18 protein-coding genes are annotated in these 18,383 nt (G+C 65.5%); 11 read left to right on the forward strand and 7 right to left on the reverse strand.

The annotated features are described in order from the left end of the window. Nucleotides 1-57 precede the first annotated feature (57 nt). Nucleotides 58-240, reverse strand: coding sequence for a hypothetical protein (locus tag ASD76_RS18335; RefSeq protein WP_156457698.1), 183 nt, complete (start codon nt 238-240; stop codon nt 58-60). A gap of 44 nt (nt 241-284) precedes the next feature. On the opposite strand from ASD76_RS18335, the gene ASD76_RS11835 reads away from it, so the two are divergent. Beyond that, complete coding sequence (locus tag ASD76_RS11835) at nt 285-749, forward strand: GNAT family N-acetyltransferase (protein ID WP_055923270.1); 465 nt, start codon at nt 285-287, stop codon at nt 747-749. Then, on the forward strand, nt 746-1,270 hold the full coding sequence (locus ASD76_RS11840) for a GNAT family N-acetyltransferase (RefSeq protein ID WP_055923271.1): 525 nt from the start codon (nt 746-748) through the stop codon (nt 1,268-1,270). Before ASD76_RS11835 ends, ASD76_RS11840 begins: the two co-directional genes overlap by 4 nt. On the opposite strand, the gene ASD76_RS11845 is transcribed toward ASD76_RS11840, so the two are convergent. Continuing rightward, complete coding sequence (locus tag ASD76_RS11845) at nt 1,267-3,042, reverse strand: cation:proton antiporter (protein ID WP_055923272.1); 1,776 nt, start codon at nt 3,040-3,042, stop codon at nt 1,267-1,269. The genes ASD76_RS11840 and ASD76_RS11845 overlap by 4 nt on opposite strands. Nucleotides 3,043-3,140: 98 nt before the next feature. Here ASD76_RS11845 and ASD76_RS11850 point away from each other — a divergent pair, with 98 nt between their 5' ends. From ASD76_RS11850 to ASD76_RS11870, 5 genes are all read left to right on the forward strand, one after another. Continuing rightward, nucleotides 3,141-4,730, forward strand: coding sequence for an FAD-dependent monooxygenase (locus ASD76_RS11850; protein ID WP_055923273.1), 1,590 nt, complete (start codon nt 3,141-3,143; stop codon nt 4,728-4,730). A 98-nt stretch (nt 4,731-4,828) separates the two neighbouring features. Then, complete coding sequence (gene aroC, locus ASD76_RS11855) at nt 4,829-5,896, forward strand: chorismate synthase (protein ID WP_055923274.1); 1,068 nt, start codon at nt 4,829-4,831, stop codon at nt 5,894-5,896. A 367-nt stretch (nt 5,897-6,263) separates the two neighbouring features. Then, entirely contained in the window at nt 6,264-6,830 is a 567-nt protein-coding gene (gene ahpC, locus ASD76_RS11860) for an alkyl hydroperoxide reductase subunit C (RefSeq protein ID WP_055924201.1), read from the forward strand. Between the two features lie 99 nt (nt 6,831-6,929). Continuing rightward, on the forward strand, nt 6,930-8,519 hold the full coding sequence (gene ahpF / locus ASD76_RS11865) for an alkyl hydroperoxide reductase subunit F (protein WP_055923275.1): 1,590 nt from the start codon (nt 6,930-6,932) through the stop codon (nt 8,517-8,519). A 62-nt stretch (nt 8,520-8,581) separates the two neighbouring features. After that, on the forward strand, nt 8,582-9,211 hold the full coding sequence (locus tag ASD76_RS11870) for a hypothetical protein (protein WP_055923276.1): 630 nt from the start codon (nt 8,582-8,584) through the stop codon (nt 9,209-9,211). 21 nt (nt 9,212-9,232) lie between these two features. Here ASD76_RS11870 and ASD76_RS18795 read toward each other — a convergent pair whose 3' ends face one another. The 3 genes from ASD76_RS18795 to ASD76_RS11885 all read right to left on the reverse strand — a co-directional run bounded on the left by ASD76_RS18795 (nt 9,233) and on the right by ASD76_RS11885 (nt 11,694). Next, nucleotides 9,233-9,547, reverse strand: coding sequence for a Smr/MutS family protein (locus tag ASD76_RS18795; RefSeq protein WP_321164431.1), 315 nt, complete (start codon nt 9,545-9,547; stop codon nt 9,233-9,235). A 278-nt stretch (nt 9,548-9,825) separates the two neighbouring features. Beyond that, nucleotides 9,826-10,881 carry a murein transglycosylase A gene (locus ASD76_RS11880; protein ID WP_414826690.1) on the reverse strand — a complete coding sequence of 352 codons (1,056 nt, stop codon included), beginning with the start codon at nt 10,879-10,881 and terminating at the stop codon, nt 9,826-9,828. A gap of 156 nt (nt 10,882-11,037) precedes the next feature. Continuing rightward, nucleotides 11,038-11,694: a Tim44/TimA family putative adaptor protein gene (locus tag ASD76_RS11885; protein WP_055923278.1), complete on the reverse strand. Its 657-nt coding sequence runs from the start codon at nt 11,692-11,694 to the stop codon at nt 11,038-11,040. 205 nt (nt 11,695-11,899) lie between these two features. Between ASD76_RS11885 and secB the strand changes: the two genes are divergently transcribed. The 4 genes from secB to ASD76_RS11905 all read left to right on the forward strand — a co-directional run bounded on the left by secB (nt 11,900) and on the right by ASD76_RS11905 (nt 16,201). Beyond that, the gene (secB, locus tag ASD76_RS11890) at nt 11,900-12,424 is read left to right on the forward strand and encodes a protein-export chaperone SecB (RefSeq protein ID WP_055923279.1); all 525 of its coding nucleotides are present in this window, start codon (nt 11,900-11,902) and stop codon (nt 12,422-12,424) included. A gap of 27 nt (nt 12,425-12,451) precedes the next feature. Further along, nucleotides 12,452-14,047: a murein biosynthesis integral membrane protein MurJ gene (murJ, locus tag ASD76_RS11895; protein ID WP_055923280.1), complete on the forward strand. Its 1,596-nt coding sequence runs from the start codon at nt 12,452-12,454 to the stop codon at nt 14,045-14,047. A gap of 199 nt (nt 14,048-14,246) precedes the next feature. Continuing rightward, entirely contained in the window at nt 14,247-15,263 is a 1,017-nt protein-coding gene (gene trpS, locus ASD76_RS11900) for a tryptophan--tRNA ligase (protein WP_055923281.1), read from the forward strand. A gap of 266 nt (nt 15,264-15,529) precedes the next feature. Further along, on the forward strand, nt 15,530-16,201 hold the full coding sequence (locus tag ASD76_RS11905; RefSeq protein WP_055923282.1) for a DUF4136 domain-containing protein: 672 nt from the start codon (nt 15,530-15,532) through the stop codon (nt 16,199-16,201). Nucleotides 16,202-16,220: 19 nt separating this feature from the next. Here ASD76_RS11905 and dut read toward each other — a convergent pair whose 3' ends face one another. Then, nucleotides 16,221-16,685 (reverse strand): dUTP diphosphatase, encoded by a 465-nt coding sequence (dut, locus tag ASD76_RS11910; RefSeq protein WP_055923283.1) that lies wholly within the window; start codon nt 16,683-16,685, stop codon nt 16,221-16,223. Further along, nucleotides 16,678-18,297, reverse strand: a complete 1,620-nt coding sequence (locus ASD76_RS11915; RefSeq protein ID WP_055923284.1) for a bifunctional phosphopantothenoylcysteine decarboxylase/phosphopantothenate synthase — start codon at nt 18,295-18,297, stop codon at nt 16,678-16,680. Before ASD76_RS11915 ends, dut begins: the two co-directional genes overlap by 8 nt. Nucleotides 18,298-18,383 lie beyond the last annotated feature (86 nt).

The raw sequence follows: 18,383 nt of genomic DNA on the forward strand, positions 1-18,383 counted from the left end.
TTCGTGGTGAGCTTGTCGAACCACCAGCAGCCGCCTCCCTCTCCTTTCTCCGCCGCTCTAGAGCGCCATCGCAAACGCCGCCCCGCCGCCCTTCTTCCCCAGCGGAACAGCGACAGACCAGAGGACTAGCCCACCAACCGCCACGTCGGGGGCCTTGGCCCAGGCCTGCTCGTCCTGCGCCTGAGCCGGGCTCGCGATCAGGTCCAGCGGGGCTGCGACCAACGTGAGACGACGGCGCAAGGACGGTCTTGTCAGCACGGGTCGTGGCGTAGCACAGAGCGGAAATGACTGACTACGACATCAGGCTCGACGACCTGACCGGCGCCGAGGTGACCGCATTGCTTGAGTTTCACCTTTCGGAGATGCACCGCTGGTCTCCGCCGGAAAGCGTGCACGCCATGCCGGTCGAACGGCTGCGCCAGCCCGATGTGACCTTCTTCAGCGCCTGGGATGGAGACAAGCTCGCCGCGGTCGGCGCGATCAAGGAACTCGACGCGACACATGGCGAGCTCAAGTCGATGCGCGCGGCCCCCGAGTATCGCGGCAAGCGTGCGGGCGAGGCGATCCTGCTGCACTTGATGGCCGAGGCCGAGCGGCGAGGCTATGGCTGGCTGGGCCTGGAGACCGGTCGCCCCGAACCGTTCCAACCGGCGCAATCGCTCTACCGAAAGCACGGCTTCAGCGAATGCGCGCCGTTCGGCAACTACGTCTCGGACGACTTCTCGATCTGCATGGAGCGCGCCCTTTGACCACCCTTCTCCGCCCCGCCACCGCCAGCGACGCCGAAGCGCTTGCCAAGCTGGGCCGTGACAGCTTCATCGCCGCCTTCGGCCGTCTCTATCGGCCCGAAGATCTCGAAGGCTTCCTCGAGGAATATCGCACGCCCGAGGCGTTCCGCGCTCACCTGGCCGATCCGCCGACCTTGATCCAGGTGGCCGAGGTCGATGGCAAGCTGGCGGCCTACTCGTTGATCGTCCGCGGTCACCTCATGGACGGCCGACCCGATCCTCAGCCGCGCAAGCCGGTGTACCTTAGCCAACTCTACTGCGCGGGAGACATGACCGGCCACGGCCTCGGCGCCGCGCTCATCGAATGGGCCATCGCCGAAGCGCGCGCCTGGGGTGCTGATGTTCTGCAGCTATCGGTATTCAGCGAGAACTTCGGCGCCCAGCGATTCTACCAGCGCTACGGCTTCACCAAAGTCGCCGACATCGACTTCTGGGTCGGCAACCACCGCGACGACGAGTTCCTCTACGAGCTGGCGCTCTAGGCGGGATCGTTCGCCACCGGGTCATGCACTTGCGGTTCTGTTAGGACGATCCCCCGCGCCGCGCGCAAGTCGCCGGCGGCGATCTGCTTTGACAGGCGTTCGCGGTCGGTCGCGCGGTAGAGGCTCTCGGCGCGTTCGATCGCCTCTTCGCTGAGGCCCATCTTCTGCAGCGCCATGCGCGCCATGCGAAGCGCGGATTCAAGCACCTCGCGCACGACGTATTCGGCTGGCGTATCGCTCAGCTTCAACACGCTGCGGCGGTCGAACCCGCGGACATAGATCGCGGCTTGCGGAAAGCTCTTGTGGACCGCGTGGACGAACTCGGGCTCGATCTGCTCCTGGTCGATGCAGAACATGATAAGTTCGGCCTCGGCCGCGCCGGCCTGGCGCAGCAGGTCCACGCGCGTACCGTCGCCGAAGTAGACCTTGGCGCCGAACTGTTCGGCCACGTCGATCATCTCGACGTCGCTATCGACCAGCGTCACCGTGATGCCGCCCGCGACCAGCGTCTGCGCCACGGTCTGGCCGAAGCGTCCATAACCGACGATCAGCGCCCCGGCGGTCTGTTCCGAGGGACCTTCGCGGGATTCCTTCAGCTGCTCCGGGCTTCGCCGGAAACTCTTGGTCACCGACATCAGGAACGGCGTGGTCGCCATCGACACGGTCACCACGGCGCCGAACAGGCTGGCCGCCTCGTCGCTGATGAGCAGCGCGTCGTGCGCCGCGGCGAACAGCACGAACCCGAACTCGCCACCCTGGCTCAAGAGCAGGCCCATCCCGAGCGCCGGACGCCAGTGCATCTTGAACGCCAGGCAGAGGCCGAAGATCACCAGCGCCTTCACCGCCACCAGCACCATCGCCAGGCCGAACACGAACAGCGGCCGCTCCGAGATCGCGTCGAGGTTGAGCAGCATGCCGACCGAGAGGAAGAACAGTCCGAGGAGGATCGAACGGAATGGCTCGACGTCCGCCTCCAGCTCGTGCCGATAGGGCGAATCCGCCAGCATCACGCCTGCAACGAAGGCCCCGAGCGCGGTGCTTGCCCCGATGGCCTGCATCACTGCAGCCGAAGCAACCACCGTGAACAGCGCGGCGACGATGAACATCTCGCGCTCACCCAGCCCGCCGATCAGGCGGAACAGAGGCCGGATCAGGAAACGTCCCGCGGCGATCAAGCCAATGATCGCGACCACTGTGAGCGCCGCTGTCAGCCACCCGGAGGGACCTTCGAGATCGGCCGGATTGCGGCTGAGCGCGGTGACGATTGTGATCAGCGGGATGATCGACAGGTCCTGGAACAGCAGGATCGCAAAGGCCCGCTCTCCGAACGGCGAACGCAAACGCCCGGCCGATTGCAGCATCGGCAGCACCTGCGCGGTCGAAGACAGCGCCAGCGGCAGCCCGATCACCAGCGCCGCGGCGGGCGAAAACACGGTGCAGAGCAGGATCACCCCGGTCAGCGCCAGGCCGCACAGCACGACTTGCAACAGGCCGAGCCCGAAGATTTCCCGCTTCATCCGCCACAGCCGCGAGGGATTCAGCTCCAGCCCGACGATAAACAGCAGCAGCACGATGCCGAGCTCACCGATGCCGCTCATTTCCTCGGCGTCGCCAACCAGACCCAGCACGTAAGGACCGATGGTCACCCCGGCGAGGAGGTAACCCAAGGTCGCGCCGAGTCCCAGGCGCCGGAACAGCAGCACGAAGAACAGCGCGAACCCGAGCATGACGAAGCCGTCACGCAAGAGGAAACCGGTCTCCGAATGCTCCATCGTTCCTCCTTGGCTTTGGCAGGCTCTAAAGCCTCTTCGTCGCGCTTGCCAGCGTTCCGCCGTGGCCTAGGATGCCTGCGGGGAAGAGGAGAAAACAAATGGCGGCGCGGCCCGATGAGCTTTGCGACGTGCTGATCGTCGGCGGCAGCCTGGTCGGGCTGTCGGCGGCGGCGTTCCTGGGAGCGCATGGGATCGAGGCCCGAGTGATCGAAAAGCACGCGGGGACTTCGATCCACCCGCGCGCCGGATACTTCCATATCGGCACGATGGAGGCCTATCGCCGGATCGGGTTGGAGCCGGCGATCCGCCAGGCTTCGGAAGAGCAATTCGGCCCCGATGGGGGGATCAACGCGGTGGAATCGCTCGCCGGGCGTGAACTCGCCCGCCACGTCGATAGCATCAACGCCGGCGTCGAGCCCTATAGCCCAAGCCGCCGATTCTTCATGACCCAGCAAAGCCTCGAGCCGCTGCTGCACAAGCGCGCCGCGGAGCTTGGGGCGAAACTCTCCTACCGTTCCGAACTGGTCGGGTTCGGCAGCTACGACGACCACGTGCTCGCCGAAGTGCGCGATCTCGACACCGGAGACCTGCGCACAATCCGCGCCAAGTACATGATCGCGGCCGACGGCAACCGCAGCCCGGTGCGCGAGGCGCTCGGCATCGGCATGAGCGGGCCCGGCCTGCTCTCCGACAGCATCACGATCTACTTCAAGGCCGACTGCCGTCCGTGGCTCGAGGGGCGCCAGCTGGGCGTGATCTACGTGGTCAACGCGGACCAGCGCGGGTTCTTCCGCTTCGAGGCAGGCGGGACGCGCGGCTTCCTGGCGGTCAACACGCTGGGCGACTTGTCGCTGCCCGGTGCGAAGGACGTGGCGGGTGACCTCTCGCACGAGCGTTGCGTGGCCCTGGTGCGCTCGGCCGTCGGGGTGCCTGACCTCGAAGTCGAGATCGAAGACGTCGCCACCTGGAAGGCCACCGCGGAATGCGCCGATGCCTATCGCGTGGGCCGAGTGTTCCTTGCCGGAGACGCGGCGCACGTGGTGCCGCCGACCGGCGGGTTCGGCGGCAATACCGGGGTGCAGGACGCGGCGAACCTCGCATGGAAAGTGGCTGCAGTGCTGAAAGGCGAAGCGGGCGAGGCGCTGCTCGACAGCTACGAGGCCGAGCGGCGCCCGGTGGGGCAACTGACGGTCGAGCAGGCCTACGCCCGCTACATCCGCCGCGTAGTGCCGGAAGAGATCGCACCCGACACCCCCGAGATGAAAGATGAGCTGACGATGGAGATCGGGCAGTTCTATCGCTCGGCGGCGATCGTTGGCGGGAGGCCGGAGGGCGAGCTGGCTTGCGTTCATCCCGACGTGACGCGCGGACATCCGGGCAGCCGGGTTCCGCATGTGTGGTTGCAGGAAGGGATATCGACGATCGACTGGACGGCGGCGAACTTTGCGCTGTTCATGGGACCACAGGGCGATGCGTGGATAGATAGCGCTTCAGAGGCGTGCCGGGCGGTGGGTTTCGCTCTGTCGGGGACCTACCTTTCGAACGATGTGCTCGAGCGGTTCGGGATCGGTCCCGCGGGGGCTCTGCTAGCCCGCCCCGACGGCTTCGTCGCCTGGCGGGCAAGCGACAGCACCAACGCAGCGGCGACGCTGGAGCAGGCGCTAAAGACAGCCCTTCTGAGCCCCTGAGGCGGCCATCCGCGCCTCCACGCCATCGCGTGCCCCAGTAACTCCCAAACCGCGCCAATATGGACAGCCGTCGCAACTTGCGCCAATGCCTGCGGCCCATGAGCGTCAACACATTCGGCCGCGTCCTTCGCTTTACCACCTGGGGCGAGAGCCATGGGCCAGCGCTGGGCGCCGTGGTCGACGGGTGCCCGCCGGGGCTCGCGATCAGCGAAGAGGCGATCCAGCCGCTTCTCGACGCGCGCAAGCCTGGCACCAGCAAGTTCACCACCCAGCGGCGCGAGCCCGACCTGGTGAAGATCCTCTCGGGCACGTTCGAGGGGAAGACCACCGGCACGCCCATCAGCCTCTTGATCGAGAACACCGATCAGCGGTCGAAGGATTACTCGGAAGTCGCCAAGGCCTATCGCCCCGGCCACGCCGACTATGCCTACGACGCCAAGTACGGCTTCCGCGACTATCGCGGCGGCGGGCGTTCCTCGGCGCGCGAGACCGCAGCGCGAGTGGCCGCTGGCGCGGTAGCGCGGCTTGTCATCCCCGAAGTGACGATCATCGGCTACGTTTCCGAAATCGGCGGCGACCGGATCGATCATGCCGCGTTCGACGCTGCGCAGATCGGCCAGAACCCGTTCTTCTGCCCTGACGCCGCTGCCGCCGCGCGCTGGGAGAAGCTGGTCGATGACGCGCGCAAGGACGGCTCCTCGCTCGGCGCGGTGGTCGAATGCGTCGCCACTGGCGTTCCGGCCGGCTGGGGGGCGCCGATCTACGGCAAGCTCGACGCCGACCTCGCCGCGGCGATGATGGGCATCAACGCGGTCAAGGGTGTCGAGATCGGCGACGGCTTCTCCGCAGCCACGTTGCGTGGCGAGCAGAACGCCGACCCGATGCGGCCTGGCGCAGAAGGCCCTGAGTTCCTGGCCAATCACGCGGGCGGCATCGCCGGCGGCATCTCGACCGGTCAGCCGGTGGTAGTGCGGGTGGCGTTCAAGCCGACCAGCTCGATCCTCATCCCGCAAGAGACGATCACGCGCGAAGGCGAAGCGACCGAGCTCGTCACCAAGGGTCGCCATGATCCTTGTGTCGGCATTCGCGGTACGCCGGTCGTGGAAGCGATGATGGCGCTGGTACTGGCCGATCATAAGCTGCTCCACCGCGCGCAGTGCGGGTGAGATTTTTCTCACGCTAAGGCGCGAAGAACTAATTCCTACCCTTCGTCATCCCCGCGAACGCGGGGACCCAGTCGGCTCTTCTTGCGCTGTTCCGCCCTAGGTTCCCGCGTTCGCGGGAATGACGAATGAAGAGAGTATCGAACTAGCTCTTCGCGGCTTTGCCGCTTTGCGTGAGATTTGATCTACCCCGAGCGAGCTCGGGGAGGATGCAAAAACCTCACCACCTGTTGCGCTTTTCGAAAGTGTCCCTCGGTTGATCGATTATTTCGATCCTCGCAATCGCAACAAATCGCTTTTTTGCATCGCAACAACGCCTATCTGGGGCGGCACAGAGTTTCGAGTTCAACCCAAAAACCACGGAGAAATCATGGGTATCATCGGCAGCACCATCAAGCCGTTCAAGGCGACCGCTTTCCAGGCGGGCAAGGACTTCTTCGACGTTACGGAGCAGGACCTCGCCGGAAAGTGGGCGGTGTTCTTCTTCTACCCGGCGGACTTCACGTTCGTCTGCCCGACCGAGCTCGAAGACCTCGGCGAGCACTACAACACGCTGCAGAAGATCGATGTGGACGTCTATGCCGTGTCGACCGACACCCACTTCAGCCACAAGGCCTGGCACGACACCTCCGAGAAGATCGGCAAGCTGAACTACGCCTTCCTCGGCGACCAGCTGCACACCCTGTCGAAGAACTTCGGCGTGCTGCGCGAAGAAGCTGGCCTGGCTGACCGCGCGACCTTCGTGGTCGATCCGGACGGCGTGATCCAGATCATGGAAATCACCTGCGAGGGTGTCGGCCGCAACGCCAACGAGCTGGTCCGCAAGATCAAGGCCGCCCAGTACGTCCGCGCTCACCCGGGCGAGGTCTGCCCGGCCGCTTGGGAAGAAGGCGCCGAGACGCTTGCCCCGTCGCTCGACCTCGTCGGCAAGATCTAACGGTTCGCGTCCCGCGTACGCGGGATGCAAGGCGGCCCGGGGCACCTCCCCCCCTTTGTCCCGGGCCGTCTTTACGTTTCAAACTAAAGGGAATTTTCGATGCTCGACGCCACGATGAAGGAACAGCTCAAGCAGTATCTCGGCAACCTCCGGGAGCCGATCGAGCTTGTCGCTTCCCTCGGCGAAGGCACGAAGTCCGACCAGACGCGCGAACTGCTCAATGAGATCGCGGAACTGTCGGACAAGGTTTCGGCCCGCTTCGACGGCGACCACGAACGCAAGCCCAGCTTCATCATCCGCCGCGCGTCTGACGCAGCAGTGTGGGTGCGCTTTGCCGGGCTGCCCATGGGCCACGAATTCACCAGCCTGGTGCTCGCCTTGCTGTGGACCGGCGGTCATCCGCCCAAGGTCTCCGACGAAGTGCTCGAGCAGATCCGTCACCTCGAGGGCGACTACGCGTTTGAGATGTACTTCTCACTGTCGTGCCACAACTGTCCGGACGTCGTGCAGGCGCTGACACTGCTCGCGCTCTACAACCCGCACATCACCGCGACGCTGATCGAGGGAGGCACTTTCCAGGAGGAAGTCGACGCCCGCAACGTCTTGGCCGTCCCCGCGACCTTCCTCAACGGAGAGATGTTCGCCAGCGGCAAGATGAGCGTCGAGGAATTGCTGGCCAAGCTCGACTCCAACGCCGTTGCGCGTGCCGCTGCCAAGATGGGCGAGAAGGAGCCGTTCGACGTGCTCATCGTCGGTGGCGGGCCAGCAGGCGCCGCGGCCGGCATCTACACCGCGCGCAAGGGCTTCCGCACCGGCATCGCGGCGGAACGCTTCGGCGGGCAGGTTCTCGACACGATGGGAATCGAGAACTTCATCTCGGTCCCCTACACCGAGGGTCCCAAGCTCGCCCGCGCGCTCGAAGCGCACGTGGCCGAGAACGGCATCGACGTGATGAACCTCGCCGAAGCCGAGCGCCTGATCCCGGCGAAGAAGCCTGGCGGCTGGCATGAGGTCGTGCTCAAGAACGGCGCGACGCTCTCGGCCCGCGCGGTGGTGCTCGCCACCGGAGCGCGCTGGCGCAACCTCGGCGTGCCGGGCGAGTTCGAGTACCGCAACCGCGGCGTGGCCTATTGCCCGCACTGCGACGGCCCGCTGTTCAAGGGCAAGCGCGTGGCGGTGATCGGCGGCGGCAACTCGGGCGTCGAAGCGGCGATCGACCTCGCCAACATCGTCGGCCACGTGACCCTGATCGAATTCGACAGCCAGCTGCGCGCCGACCAGGTGCTGCAGGACAAGCTGCGCAGCCTTCCCAATGTCGACATCCGCATCTCGGCCCAGACCACCGAGGTTATCGGCGACGGCGAGCGGGTCAGCGGCCTGTTGTACAAGAACCGCGCCTCGGGCCAGGAGCACAAGATCGAGCTGGAGGGTGTGTTCGTCCAGATCGGGCTGGTGCCCAACACCGAGTGGCTCAAGGAGTCCGGGCTCGAGCTGTCGAGCTACGGCGAGATCGTGATCGACCACAAGGCCGCGACCAACCTCCCCGGCGTATTCGCGGCGGGCGACGTGACCACCGTGCCTTACAAGCAGATCGTGATCGCCATGGGCGAAGGGTCGAAGGCGGCGCTCTCTGCGTTCGACTACATCATCCGCAACGCGCCGGCAGAGGACGTAGCCGAGGCGGCCTAACACCCGCTTGCGAGTGAATTTCCCCCTCGCTAGATTTACCAAGTCTACTTGGGGGGAAAATCATGCGAACTTTGTGGCTCGCCCTGTTGGGCGTGAGTGTCTGTGCCGCCGTGCCGAGCGCCGCGCAAACGGCGCCGAAATCGGTCCAGCTGAGCAAGGTCGTCGTCGATACGGCGACAAGCCCGATCCAGATGCGCGTCAAAGGGGGCACCTTGTGCGTGTTCCCGTCCAACATCGATTTGCCGAAGGAAAAGAAGACCCAGGACAACGAACGCTACGACAACCTGTTCTCGGCAGAGATCAAGGGTCGCGGCTTTGCCGTCACCACGGCCGCGGGAGACCTGTTCGCCTCCGAGTCCGAGGTGAAAGGGGACTATCTCCTCGGAGCCACCGTGGTTCCCTCAACGATCAACGTCTGCTCGTCGGTTAACGGGGTGAAGGGCAGCATTGCCGTGAACGTCGAATGGCAAATCTACGATCGAGCGGCGCAGAAGGTGGTCGAGACCATCGAGACTCAAGGAGAAGGAACGCTGGCCAAGTTCTCGGTCAGCGGATTCGAGGAGCTTTGGGACCTGGCGTTCGTGTCGGCGCTCCAGAACCTGGCCGAGAAGAAGTTCTTCCAGAAATATGTCGGCGAACCGTCGCTCACTCCGGTGGCGAGTTCTTCGCCTCCTCAAGCGCTGGCGAACTGAAGGCCGGGTGGGCTCACCCGCCTAACGCCGCCGCTTGAGCACCAGGTAAAGCGCGCCCTCGCCCCCGTGGCGACGGTGCGCTTTGCGTATCGCGGCGATGTCCGAGCTGTGCGGACCGGCCGCAAGCCAGTCGAGCACCTTTGCCCGGATCGCCCCGCGCTTCTCGCCGCGGTCGGCGGCGTGGACGGGGCGCGATTTGCCGGTGATCAGCAGCACCAGCCGCGCGCCCATGGCCTTGGCCTGGATCAGACCCATGTCGAGCCGGTTGTGCGCCTGCTCCAGGTTGTGACCGTGCAGATCAAGCGTGAAGTCGGGATCGATCGCCGCCTTCGCCAACTTGCGCTCCCATGAGGAATCGAGGCCGACTTTATCCTCCCCGCTACGGGGAGGGGGACCGCCGGCCGCAGGTCGGGGGTGGAGGGGCACGCGCGGTGATGGCTTGGGTGCAGGTTTAGGCGGGGTCTTCTTCGAGGGCTCTGGTTCGGTCGCGGGCGCCCCTCCACCAGCCTTCGGCTGGTCCCCCTCCCCGTGCCGGGGAGGATTCAGCGGCGTGACCGTACTCGCAACCCGTGCCCAGAGCGCCGCTTCCTCCGCGCTCAGCCCGCGCGGGGCCTTCATTGCGACCTCAAGCGCGCCAGCGTCCCTTTCGGCAGCAGGACAAGCGCCCTGCCGCGCGAGTTCATGCCACCTGCGATGACCTGGGCGTCACTTCCCGCGCCCCAGAACGTGTCGAAACGGTTGGCGCCTTTGATCGCCCCGCCGGTGTCCTGGGCGATCCACAACCCGTTGGCCTCGCGCCGGTCGACACTGATGAACACCGGTGCGCCAAGCGGCACGAACGCCGGATCGGCGGCGACCGAGTTCTCCCGCCGCACCGGCACCTCAAGCGCACCCAGCGGGCCGTCGCCGGTCAGCTCGCGGAAGAACACCCAGCTCTGGTTCTCGCGCATCATCGCGCGGCCTTCCGCTGGATGCTCGCGCAAGTACTGCACGATCCCCTGCATCGAGCCCGAGTATTGCCCCGGCCCGCTGCCGATCAGCCCGCGCTGGCGCATCAACGAGCCGATCGCGATGTAGGAACGCCCGTTCTGCCCGGCGTAGCCGATGCGGATCACCTCGCCATCCGGCGTGCGCAGGCGGCCAGATCCCTGGATCTGCAGGAAGAAGAACTCGATAGGATCCGCCGCCCAGGCAATCTCCAGGCCCTTGCCCGCAAGTGCGCCGTCTTCGATCTGAGCGCGGTCGAAATAGGGGCCGAACACCCCGCGCTCGTCGCGCCGGCCGAGGGGTGGGCGCCCGTTCCGTTCGCCAGTCGGAGTGCCTGCGTGCCAATCGCGTACAAGGTCGGGCGGCATGCGGTAGACTGGCACTTCGTAACCCGGACGACGCTGGCGGCTGCCGGCGATCTCAGGTTCGAAATAACCGGTGACGTGGCTAGCGCCCTCGCCGACGATCACCGCCTCGAACTGCGTCTCGAAGAAGCGCTGCGCGTCCTCCGCCGACCAGCCGGCGGCAGCGGAGCAAGCCGGGCGCCAATCGTCCTTCTGCGTCAGCCCGCTTCCGTCGGTGCGCGCCAGGAGTTTGGGACAGCTTTCACGAAAAGAGGTCAGCGCTCCGCGCGCATCGGAAACGGTGAGCTGCAGGTCGGAGATCGCAGGGCCGGCCCGCACTCCAGCCGCAAACGCAGTGGCTGGGGTCGGCGTCGGACTCGGGACCGCAATGGGCCTTGGCTCAGACGGCTTGATGCTTGGTGCTACGCACCCGGCGAGCAGGGCAAGCGTTGCCAGCCCGGCGAATCGGAAACGCCTTCCCCCCGGCACCCGGGGTCAGCCTTCGTCGGTTTCGTCGAGCAGCCAGTCGGGATCGGCGCTGTTCACGTCGCGGGAGAAGGTCCACACGTCGATGCTCTCAATCGCATCGTTGAGCGAGCCGGCAACGACGTTGCCCTCCTTGTCGCGCGTGACCGCGGCGATATCGGCAGTAAAGCGCACCGCCACACGCGCCACGCGCCCGTCAAGCCGGGCCATGTGCACCACTGTGTCCTCGATTCGGATCAGCCGGTTGTCGAGCGTCTCGCCCGCGGCCTCGCGCTGGTCGATCGCTGCGGAGAAGCTTTGGTATACGTCATCGTCGCACAGCTGGCGCAGTTCGTCCTTGTCCCCGCGCCAGAAGGCTTCGAGCACCATGCCGTAGGCCGCCTTGGCGCCTTCGAGGAAGCTCAGCAGGTCGAACCGGCGGTCGGCAACGCTGATATCGCGCAGCCCCTGTTCGATGGCGGGCGGGAAGCCCGCAATCTCGCGGCTGTTGTTCGGCAGCTCGACAGCGGAAGTCGTCATCTGGCGCGGCGCGTTGCCAGTTTCGCCCCGCTCGAAGCGAGTCGGCACCGGCTCTTCTTCATGCTCGGCACGGCGGCCGAGCACGGAATAAAGCCGCAGCCCTAGAAAGGCTGCGATCATGGCCAGGATGACAATTTCAATGATCACTACGCTTGTCCGATCTGCGACCCGGCTCGTCCACGGACGAACGGCCAGAGCCTACTTATGCTTAAGATAGTTGCCATACACAAATGAACAACTCCTGTCAGGCCCACTGGCTCCTGAGAGATTACGCTTTTTAGGCAGCCGTTGCGGCGGCGCAATGGCGGTGCTAGCGCGCCCCAAACCCATTTTTCGAAAGTCGAATACCATCATGGCCGAACAGGGCGACGTCCTCACCAATCTCGATTCCGATGCCGCCAGCGCTGGCAATGGCGCGGATACCCTGCCTGTCGCGGGTCTCCTGACGCAGTACGTGAAGGATCTTTCGGTAGAGAATCCAAAGGCTCCCGAGAGCTTCCAGTGGACGGACCAGCCGCAGATCGACGTGCAGTTCAACATCGCCGCGCGCAAGATCAACGAAGAGGTCCACGAGATCGAACTGAAGATCTCGGTCACCAACAAGACCGCCCAGGGCACCGCCTATATCGTCGAACTGTCATATTGCGGCCTCGTCGGAATGCGCAATATGAGCGACGAACAGAAGCACGCCTTCACTTACGCCGAAGCGCCGCGCATCCTGTTCCCCTTCGCTCGCCGCATCGTCGGCGATGCCGTGCGCGACGCGGGCTTTGCTCCGCTGCTGCTCGATCCGGTCGATTTCAACGGCCTCTACGTCCAGCAACTCCAGGCGCAGGCCCAGCAGGCCGAACAGAACGCTCCTGTCGGCGAGGCCTGATCTTACGGCCCTGCTGAGGTTCGCTCCATGAGCCTCGTCAAGAACGTCGGCACGATCGGCGGGCTGACCGCCGTCAGCCGGGTGTTCGGCTTTATCCGCGACATGCTGCTCGCCCGGGTCCTCGGAGCCGGGCTGGCAGCTGACGCGTGGCAGCTTGCCTTCACCCTGCCCAACACCTTCCGCCGACTGTTCGCCGAAGGGGCATTCTCGGTTGCCTTCGTGCCGATGTACTCCCGCGCGCTCCACGGCGAAGGCGGAGAAGAGGCGGCCGACCGCTTCGCCAACGACGTACTGGCAGTGTTCGTCTGGGTGCTCCTGGGCTTTTCGGCGCTTGCGATGCTGCTCATGCCGGGCATCGTCTGGCTACTGGCGCGCGAGTACCAGGAAGTCCCGGGCAAGTTCGAGCTCGCGGTCAGCCTCTCGCGGATCACCTTTCCCTACCTGATGCTGGTCAGCCTGGTGGCGATGCTCTCGGGCCTGCTCAACGCCCGTTCGCGCTTTGCGCCCGGCGCGTTCGTGCCGGTGCTGCTCAACGTGGTGCTGATCGGCGGCATCGTGGTCGGTTACTACTTGCGTGAGAACGTCACCGGCAGCGACGTGACGGTGGCCTACGCCCAGTCGGTGGCCCTGGCCTTCGCCGGTGTGACGCAGCTCGCCTACATGTCCTGGGCCACGCGCAAGGCAGGCGTGCACCTCAAGGTCTCGTTCCCGAAATTCACCCCCGAGGTGAAGCGGCTTGGAATGCTGATCCTGCCAGCCACGTTCGGCGCGGGCGTTTACCAGATCAGCCAGCTGGTCGACACGTTCTTCGCCACCAGCCTGCCTCAGGGTTCGCTGACGCTGCTCAAGATGGCCGATCGGCTCAACCAGATGCCGCTCGGGATCTTCGGCATTGCGCTTGGCACGGCAATCCTGCCGATGCTCGCACGCCACATCCAGACCGGCGACGCCAAGGAAGCGCAACGCCTGCAGTCGAATGCGGTCGAAGTCGGAACGCTGCTGACCCTGCCCGCTGCCGCCGCACTAGCGATCTGTGCGCCGGCCTTCGTCACCGCCTTCTTTGTCGGCGGCAAGATGACCGAGGCCAATGGCGCGCTCATGGCCAACATCGTCGTCGCGCTGGTTGCGGGCCTGCCGTCCTACGTGTTGGTGAAGGTATTCCAGCCGGCGTTCTTCAGCCGCGAGGATACTCGTACACCGGTCTACGTCGCCGCCTGCGTGCTGACGATCAATATCGCGCTCAATTTCTGGGTCGTGCCCCGCTTCGGCATCGTCGGCCTGGCAGCCGCAACCGCCTTCACCGCCACGCTCAACGTGCTGACGCTTTACACGCTGCTGCAACTGCGCGGGTGGTTCCACTTCACCGGCAAGCTCGCCGGCCGCATCGCCCGGCAATTGGTCGCCACGGCGGTGATGAGTGCCCTGCTATGGTGGCTGACCCCGGCTCTGGCCGATCACTACGGCGGTAATGTCCTTGAGCGCGTGTGGTCGCTTGCGCTGCTGGTCGGCGCCGGTGGCTTCGTGTTCTTCGCGGTCGCGTGGCTGATCGGGGCGATCGACAAGGACCTGATCGCCCAGCTTCGCCGCAAGCGCCCGGCGCAATCGGTCAACCTTTCCGAGTAGGGCTGTCGCGCGCCGCCGATTGTGCTATCGGCGCCGACGATGGAACATCCCGCCGCCCCTTCACGTAAGAGCTCGTGCCGTTTCATGGCGCGTGGCCGGGCGGCCTGGCGATGGCGGACGCGCGCCTCTTTTTGAGCGCTCGCCGCCCCGCTTTTCGGGCGGCCTCCCCTATCAATTCAAGTTCTGAGAGACTCTCATCATGCGCGTTGTTTCCGGCATCCAGCCCACCGGCTCCCTTCACCTCGGCAATTACCTTGGCGCGATCCGTAACTGGGTCCGCATGCAGGACGCGATGGACGCGGACAGCGAATGCCTGTTCTTCCTCGCCGACCTCCACGCCATTTCGATGCCCCACTCCCCGGCCGAGCTGAAGGCCGCCACGCTCGAGATGGCTGCGGCGGTCGTCGCCTGCGGCATCGATCCGACCCGTTCGATCCTGTTCAACCAGGCTCAGGTGCCCGCCCATGCCGAACTGCAATGGTTGCTCAACGGCACCGCCCGCATGGGCTGGCTCTCCCGCATGACGCAGTTCAAGGACAAGTCCGGCAAGAACCGGGAGGGGGCCAGCGTAGCGCTGTTCACTTACCCGGTGCTGCAGGCGGCCGACGTGCTGCTCTACCAGGCCACCCACGTTCCCGTGGGCGACGACCAGAAACAGCACCTGGAGCTGGCGAGGGACATCGCGCAGAAGTTCAACAACGACTTCTGCACCGAGGACGCCCCGGTGTTCACCCTGCCCGACCCGATCATCCCGCCCGGCGCGGCGCGGATCATGTCGCTGCGTGACGGCACGGCGAAGATGAGCAAGTCCGACCCTTCGGACATGAGCCGCATCAACCTCGCCGACGATTCCGACGAGGTGATGAAGAAGGTCAAGAAGGCCAAGACGGACCCCGAACCGCTGCCGAGTGAGGAAGCGGGACTTGAAGGCCGGCCTGAAGCGCTCAACCTGGTCACGATCTACGCGGCGCTGACCGACAAGTCGGTGGCCGATGTCCTGGCCGAACACGGCGGCCAGGGTTTCGGGTCATTCAAGCCCGCCCTGGGCGAACTGCTGGTGGAGACCTTGAGCCCGATCACGGCGCGTTTCACCGGGCTGCTCGAGGACCGGGAATCGCTAGACGCGATTCTCGCCCGCGGCGCTGCCAAGGCCCGGCAGATCGCCGGTCCGACGCTGGATCAAGCCTATCGGGCATTGGGGCTGGTGCGCGGCTGACGGCTCGAGCCCGGAGTCGCTGACTATCCAATAAGTTATCGTCCGACCCGGAAGGTCCTGTATCCAGAACAGGCCGTCCGGGCGGCGATTCCGCACGATCGGCGCCTCGTGGGCGCTGGTGCTCTTTGAAAAACCACGGTTTTTCCGCTGTTTGTGTTCAACGGCTATTCAGCCCGCCTCCGATATGACACGTTCTAACGTTTAGGAACTCGTACCCGATCGAACGAGTTCGAGTTGCACAAGGTTTTTCGAAAGAGAGTTTCGAGATGAGCAACCTGTCCGAGATGGCACGACACCTCAGGCTGATCCTGGTGCCGCTGGCCCTGGCCGCCCTGGCCGCCTGTACCACGCCGTTCAAGGCGGACGTTTCGCGCTTTGAATCGCAGTTGCCGGCCCCTGCCGGACAGACGTTCTATGTCGCTGCGCTGGATCCCGCGCTCGAAGGCGGCATCGAATTCCGCACTTACGCGCAGCTGGTGACCAACCACCTCACGGAACTCGGCTATCGCCCGGTCACCGACCGCCAGGGCGCCGACCTGATCGTGAGCTTCGACTATGGCGTCGACAACGGGCGCGAGCGCATTCGCTCGACCGGTTTCTCGGACCCCTGGGGCTCGTGGTACGGCTATCGCCCGGGCTGGCGCGGGGGTTTCTATGGTTCCCGCGGCGGCCCGTGGGGCTGGGGCTGGAATTCGGCATTCTTCAACGACGTCTACAGCTACACCGTCTTCACCAGCGGCGTCGACCTGAAGATCGACCGCGCGGCTGATGGCGTGCGACTGTTCGAAGGCAACGCCCAGGCGCTGTCGACCTCGAACCGGCTGCAGTACCTCGTGCCGAACCTCGTCGATGCGATGTTCGTGGGCTTCCCGGGCAACTCGGGCGAGACGGTGCGCATTTCGATCGCGCCAGAGAAGCAGACCGCCAGCCGCGACTGAACTGCCGCGCGGGTTTGGCTCAGACCAGGGCTGAATGCCCGCCGGTCGAGCCGAACCCGCCGGCGCCTCGCGCGGTATCGTCCAGCTCATCGGCTTCCTGCCATGACGCCAGCGTCACCGGCGCGAGCACGAGCTGGGCAACACGGTCGCCGCGAGCGATCGCAAAGCTCTCGCTGCCGAGGTTGATCAGGATCACCTTCACCTCACCGCGATAATCGGAATCGATCGTCCCGGGCGTGTTGGGCACGCTGATGCCGTGCTTCAGGGCCAGCCCCGAACGCGGGCGAACCTGGATCTCGTATCCGGCCGGGATGGCCACCGCGAAGCCTGTCGCAACCGCGTGGCGCGCGCCGGGCGCCAGAGTCACATCCTCGGCGGACAGCACGTCCATGCCCGCGGCACCGTGGGTCGCATAAGCTGGGAGGGCGAGGCCTACGCCGTGCGGCAAACGCTTGATCCGCACACCGACTGTCGCATCACTCACTGGTCAGAACCTCGGTCATTTTCTCCACCAGCCGCCGTGCGACCGCCTGCTTGCTCATCGGATCCCAATCTTCGACTTTGCCTTCGGTAATCAGGTGGACGGTGTTTTCGTCGCCACCCATCACGCCGCTCTTGCCGTCAGCATGGCCGACGTCGTTGGCGACAATCCAGTCCACGCCCTTGCTCTTGCGCTTGCGAGTGGCGTTGTCGATCACGTTCTCGGTTTCGGCGGCGAAACCGACCAGCAGCCGGGGCCGCTGATTGCTCGCCGCGACGGAGGCGAGGATGTCGGGGTTCTCGGCAAGGATCAGCGCCGGAGGGGCCGAGCCGCGCTTCTTGATCTTTTCCTGCACGAAGTCCTTCGTCCGCCAGTCGGCGACGGCGGCGACCATCACCGCGGCGTCGGCCGGAAGCGCAGCCTTGACCGCGGCGGCCATCTCCTGGGCGCTTTCCACATCGATGCGGTCGACGCCCGGAGGAGTCGCCAAAGTCACCGGTCCCGAGACCAGGGTCACCCGCGCGCCTGCGGCCGCGGCCGCGGCGGCGATCGCGAAGCCCTGCTTTCCGGAGGAGCGGTTGGCGATGAAGCGCACCGGGTCGATGGGCTCGTGCGTCGGCCCGGCAGTGACGAGGACATGCTTGCCGAACAATGGGCGGTGTTCGGGGTCGACGTCGAAATCGGGCTGACCCTCGAGCGGATCGAATCCTGGCGGTTCGGGGGGCGCCTGCGCCGGATTGACCTCGTGATTGATCGCATCTCGGTCGGTCGGCGGGGCAGACCTTGCCTGCCCCTTCTTCACGATCAGCGGGCCACCCGTCAGGTCGGGCTCCGGCAGCGGCGGCCCATCCGGCTTGAGTTCGTCCAGCGGCTCATCGGCGAACGGCTCTTCCACGTATCGCACTTCGTCCGGTTCGATCCGGCGCGGCGTGCTCCGCGGGATGAGCGAGGCGAGCAGGCCCGCCAGGCCGCCCGGCTTGCCGTGTTCCGCCTCGTGCTCGCTCTCGGGCTCGTCTTCCGGCTCGATCGCTTCGAGATAGCTCGTCACCTCGCGCAATCCGGCCTCGCCAGGGTCGAGGCCCAGCTTCTCGGCGATCTCGAGCCAGATCATCTCCGGTTCCGGCAGCCTCCCAGGGCCGTATTCGCCGCAGGCCATCTCGCCATCGTCGGGCTGCATCACGTGCACCCCGGCCTGCTTGAGCCAGGTCACGTTGCGCTGCGTTGCCTCGTGTTCCCACATGCGCACGTTCATCGCCGGGACCGCCATGACCGGCTTGTCGGTCGCCAGGATCAGCGTGGTGCCGAGATCGTCGGCGATGCCTGCCGCCATCTTGGCCAGCAAGTCTGCCGTCGCCGGGCACACGACCACCAGGTCCGCCTGCCGGCTGAGCTGGATATGGCCGATCTCGACCTCATCCTTGAGGTCCCACAGTGTCGAATGGACCTGGTTGCCGCTGAGCGCCGCAAGGCTCATCGGCGTGACGAATTGCGCGCCGCCTTCGGTCAGGACGCACGTCACGTCCCCCCCACCCTTCTTGATCAGGCGGACCAGTTCGCACGACTTGTAGGCGGCGATGCCCCCGCCCACTACCAGCAAGATACGCGGTTCTGCCATGGTGGCGGTGATGCTCTCTCCAGCCCGGTTCAACGAACAAGACCTACATTTAGGGCCACTTCAACGCCAGCCTTGCCGCGCGATGG

Source organism: Altererythrobacter sp. Root672 (assembly GCF_001427865.1).
In the GTDB taxonomy this organism is placed as follows: Bacteria; Pseudomonadota; Alphaproteobacteria; order Sphingomonadales; family Sphingomonadaceae; genus Croceibacterium_A.

What these genes read in the sequence shown, in the direction of transcription:
- ASD76_RS11835 (WP_055923270.1), top strand. Translation starts at nt 285, where the DNA reads ATGACTGACTACGACATCAGGCTCGACGACCTGACCGGCGCCGAGGTG.
- ASD76_RS11845 (WP_055923272.1), bottom strand. Translation starts at nt 3,042, where the DNA reads ATGGAGCATTCGGAGACCGGTTTCCTCTTGCGTGACGGCTTCGTCATG.
- ASD76_RS11850 (WP_055923273.1), top strand. Translation starts at nt 3,141, where the DNA reads ATGGCGGCGCGGCCCGATGAGCTTTGCGACGTGCTGATCGTCGGCGGC.
- aroC (WP_055923274.1), top strand. Translation starts at nt 4,829, where the DNA reads ATGAGCGTCAACACATTCGGCCGCGTCCTTCGCTTTACCACCTGGGGC.
- ahpC (WP_055924201.1), top strand. Translation starts at nt 6,264, where the DNA reads ATGGGTATCATCGGCAGCACCATCAAGCCGTTCAAGGCGACCGCTTTC.
- ahpF (WP_055923275.1), top strand. Translation starts at nt 6,930, where the DNA reads ATGCTCGACGCCACGATGAAGGAACAGCTCAAGCAGTATCTCGGCAAC.
- ASD76_RS11870 (WP_055923276.1), top strand. Translation starts at nt 8,582, where the DNA reads ATGCGAACTTTGTGGCTCGCCCTGTTGGGCGTGAGTGTCTGTGCCGCC.
- secB (WP_055923279.1), top strand. Translation starts at nt 11,900, where the DNA reads ATGGCCGAACAGGGCGACGTCCTCACCAATCTCGATTCCGATGCCGCC.
- murJ (WP_055923280.1), top strand. Translation starts at nt 12,452, where the DNA reads ATGAGCCTCGTCAAGAACGTCGGCACGATCGGCGGGCTGACCGCCGTC.
- trpS (WP_055923281.1), top strand. Translation starts at nt 14,247, where the DNA reads ATGCGCGTTGTTTCCGGCATCCAGCCCACCGGCTCCCTTCACCTCGGC.
- ASD76_RS11905 (WP_055923282.1), top strand. Translation starts at nt 15,530, where the DNA reads ATGAGCAACCTGTCCGAGATGGCACGACACCTCAGGCTGATCCTGGTG.
- ASD76_RS11915 (WP_055923284.1), bottom strand. Translation starts at nt 18,297, where the DNA reads ATGGCAGAACCGCGTATCTTGCTGGTAGTGGGCGGGGGCATCGCCGCC.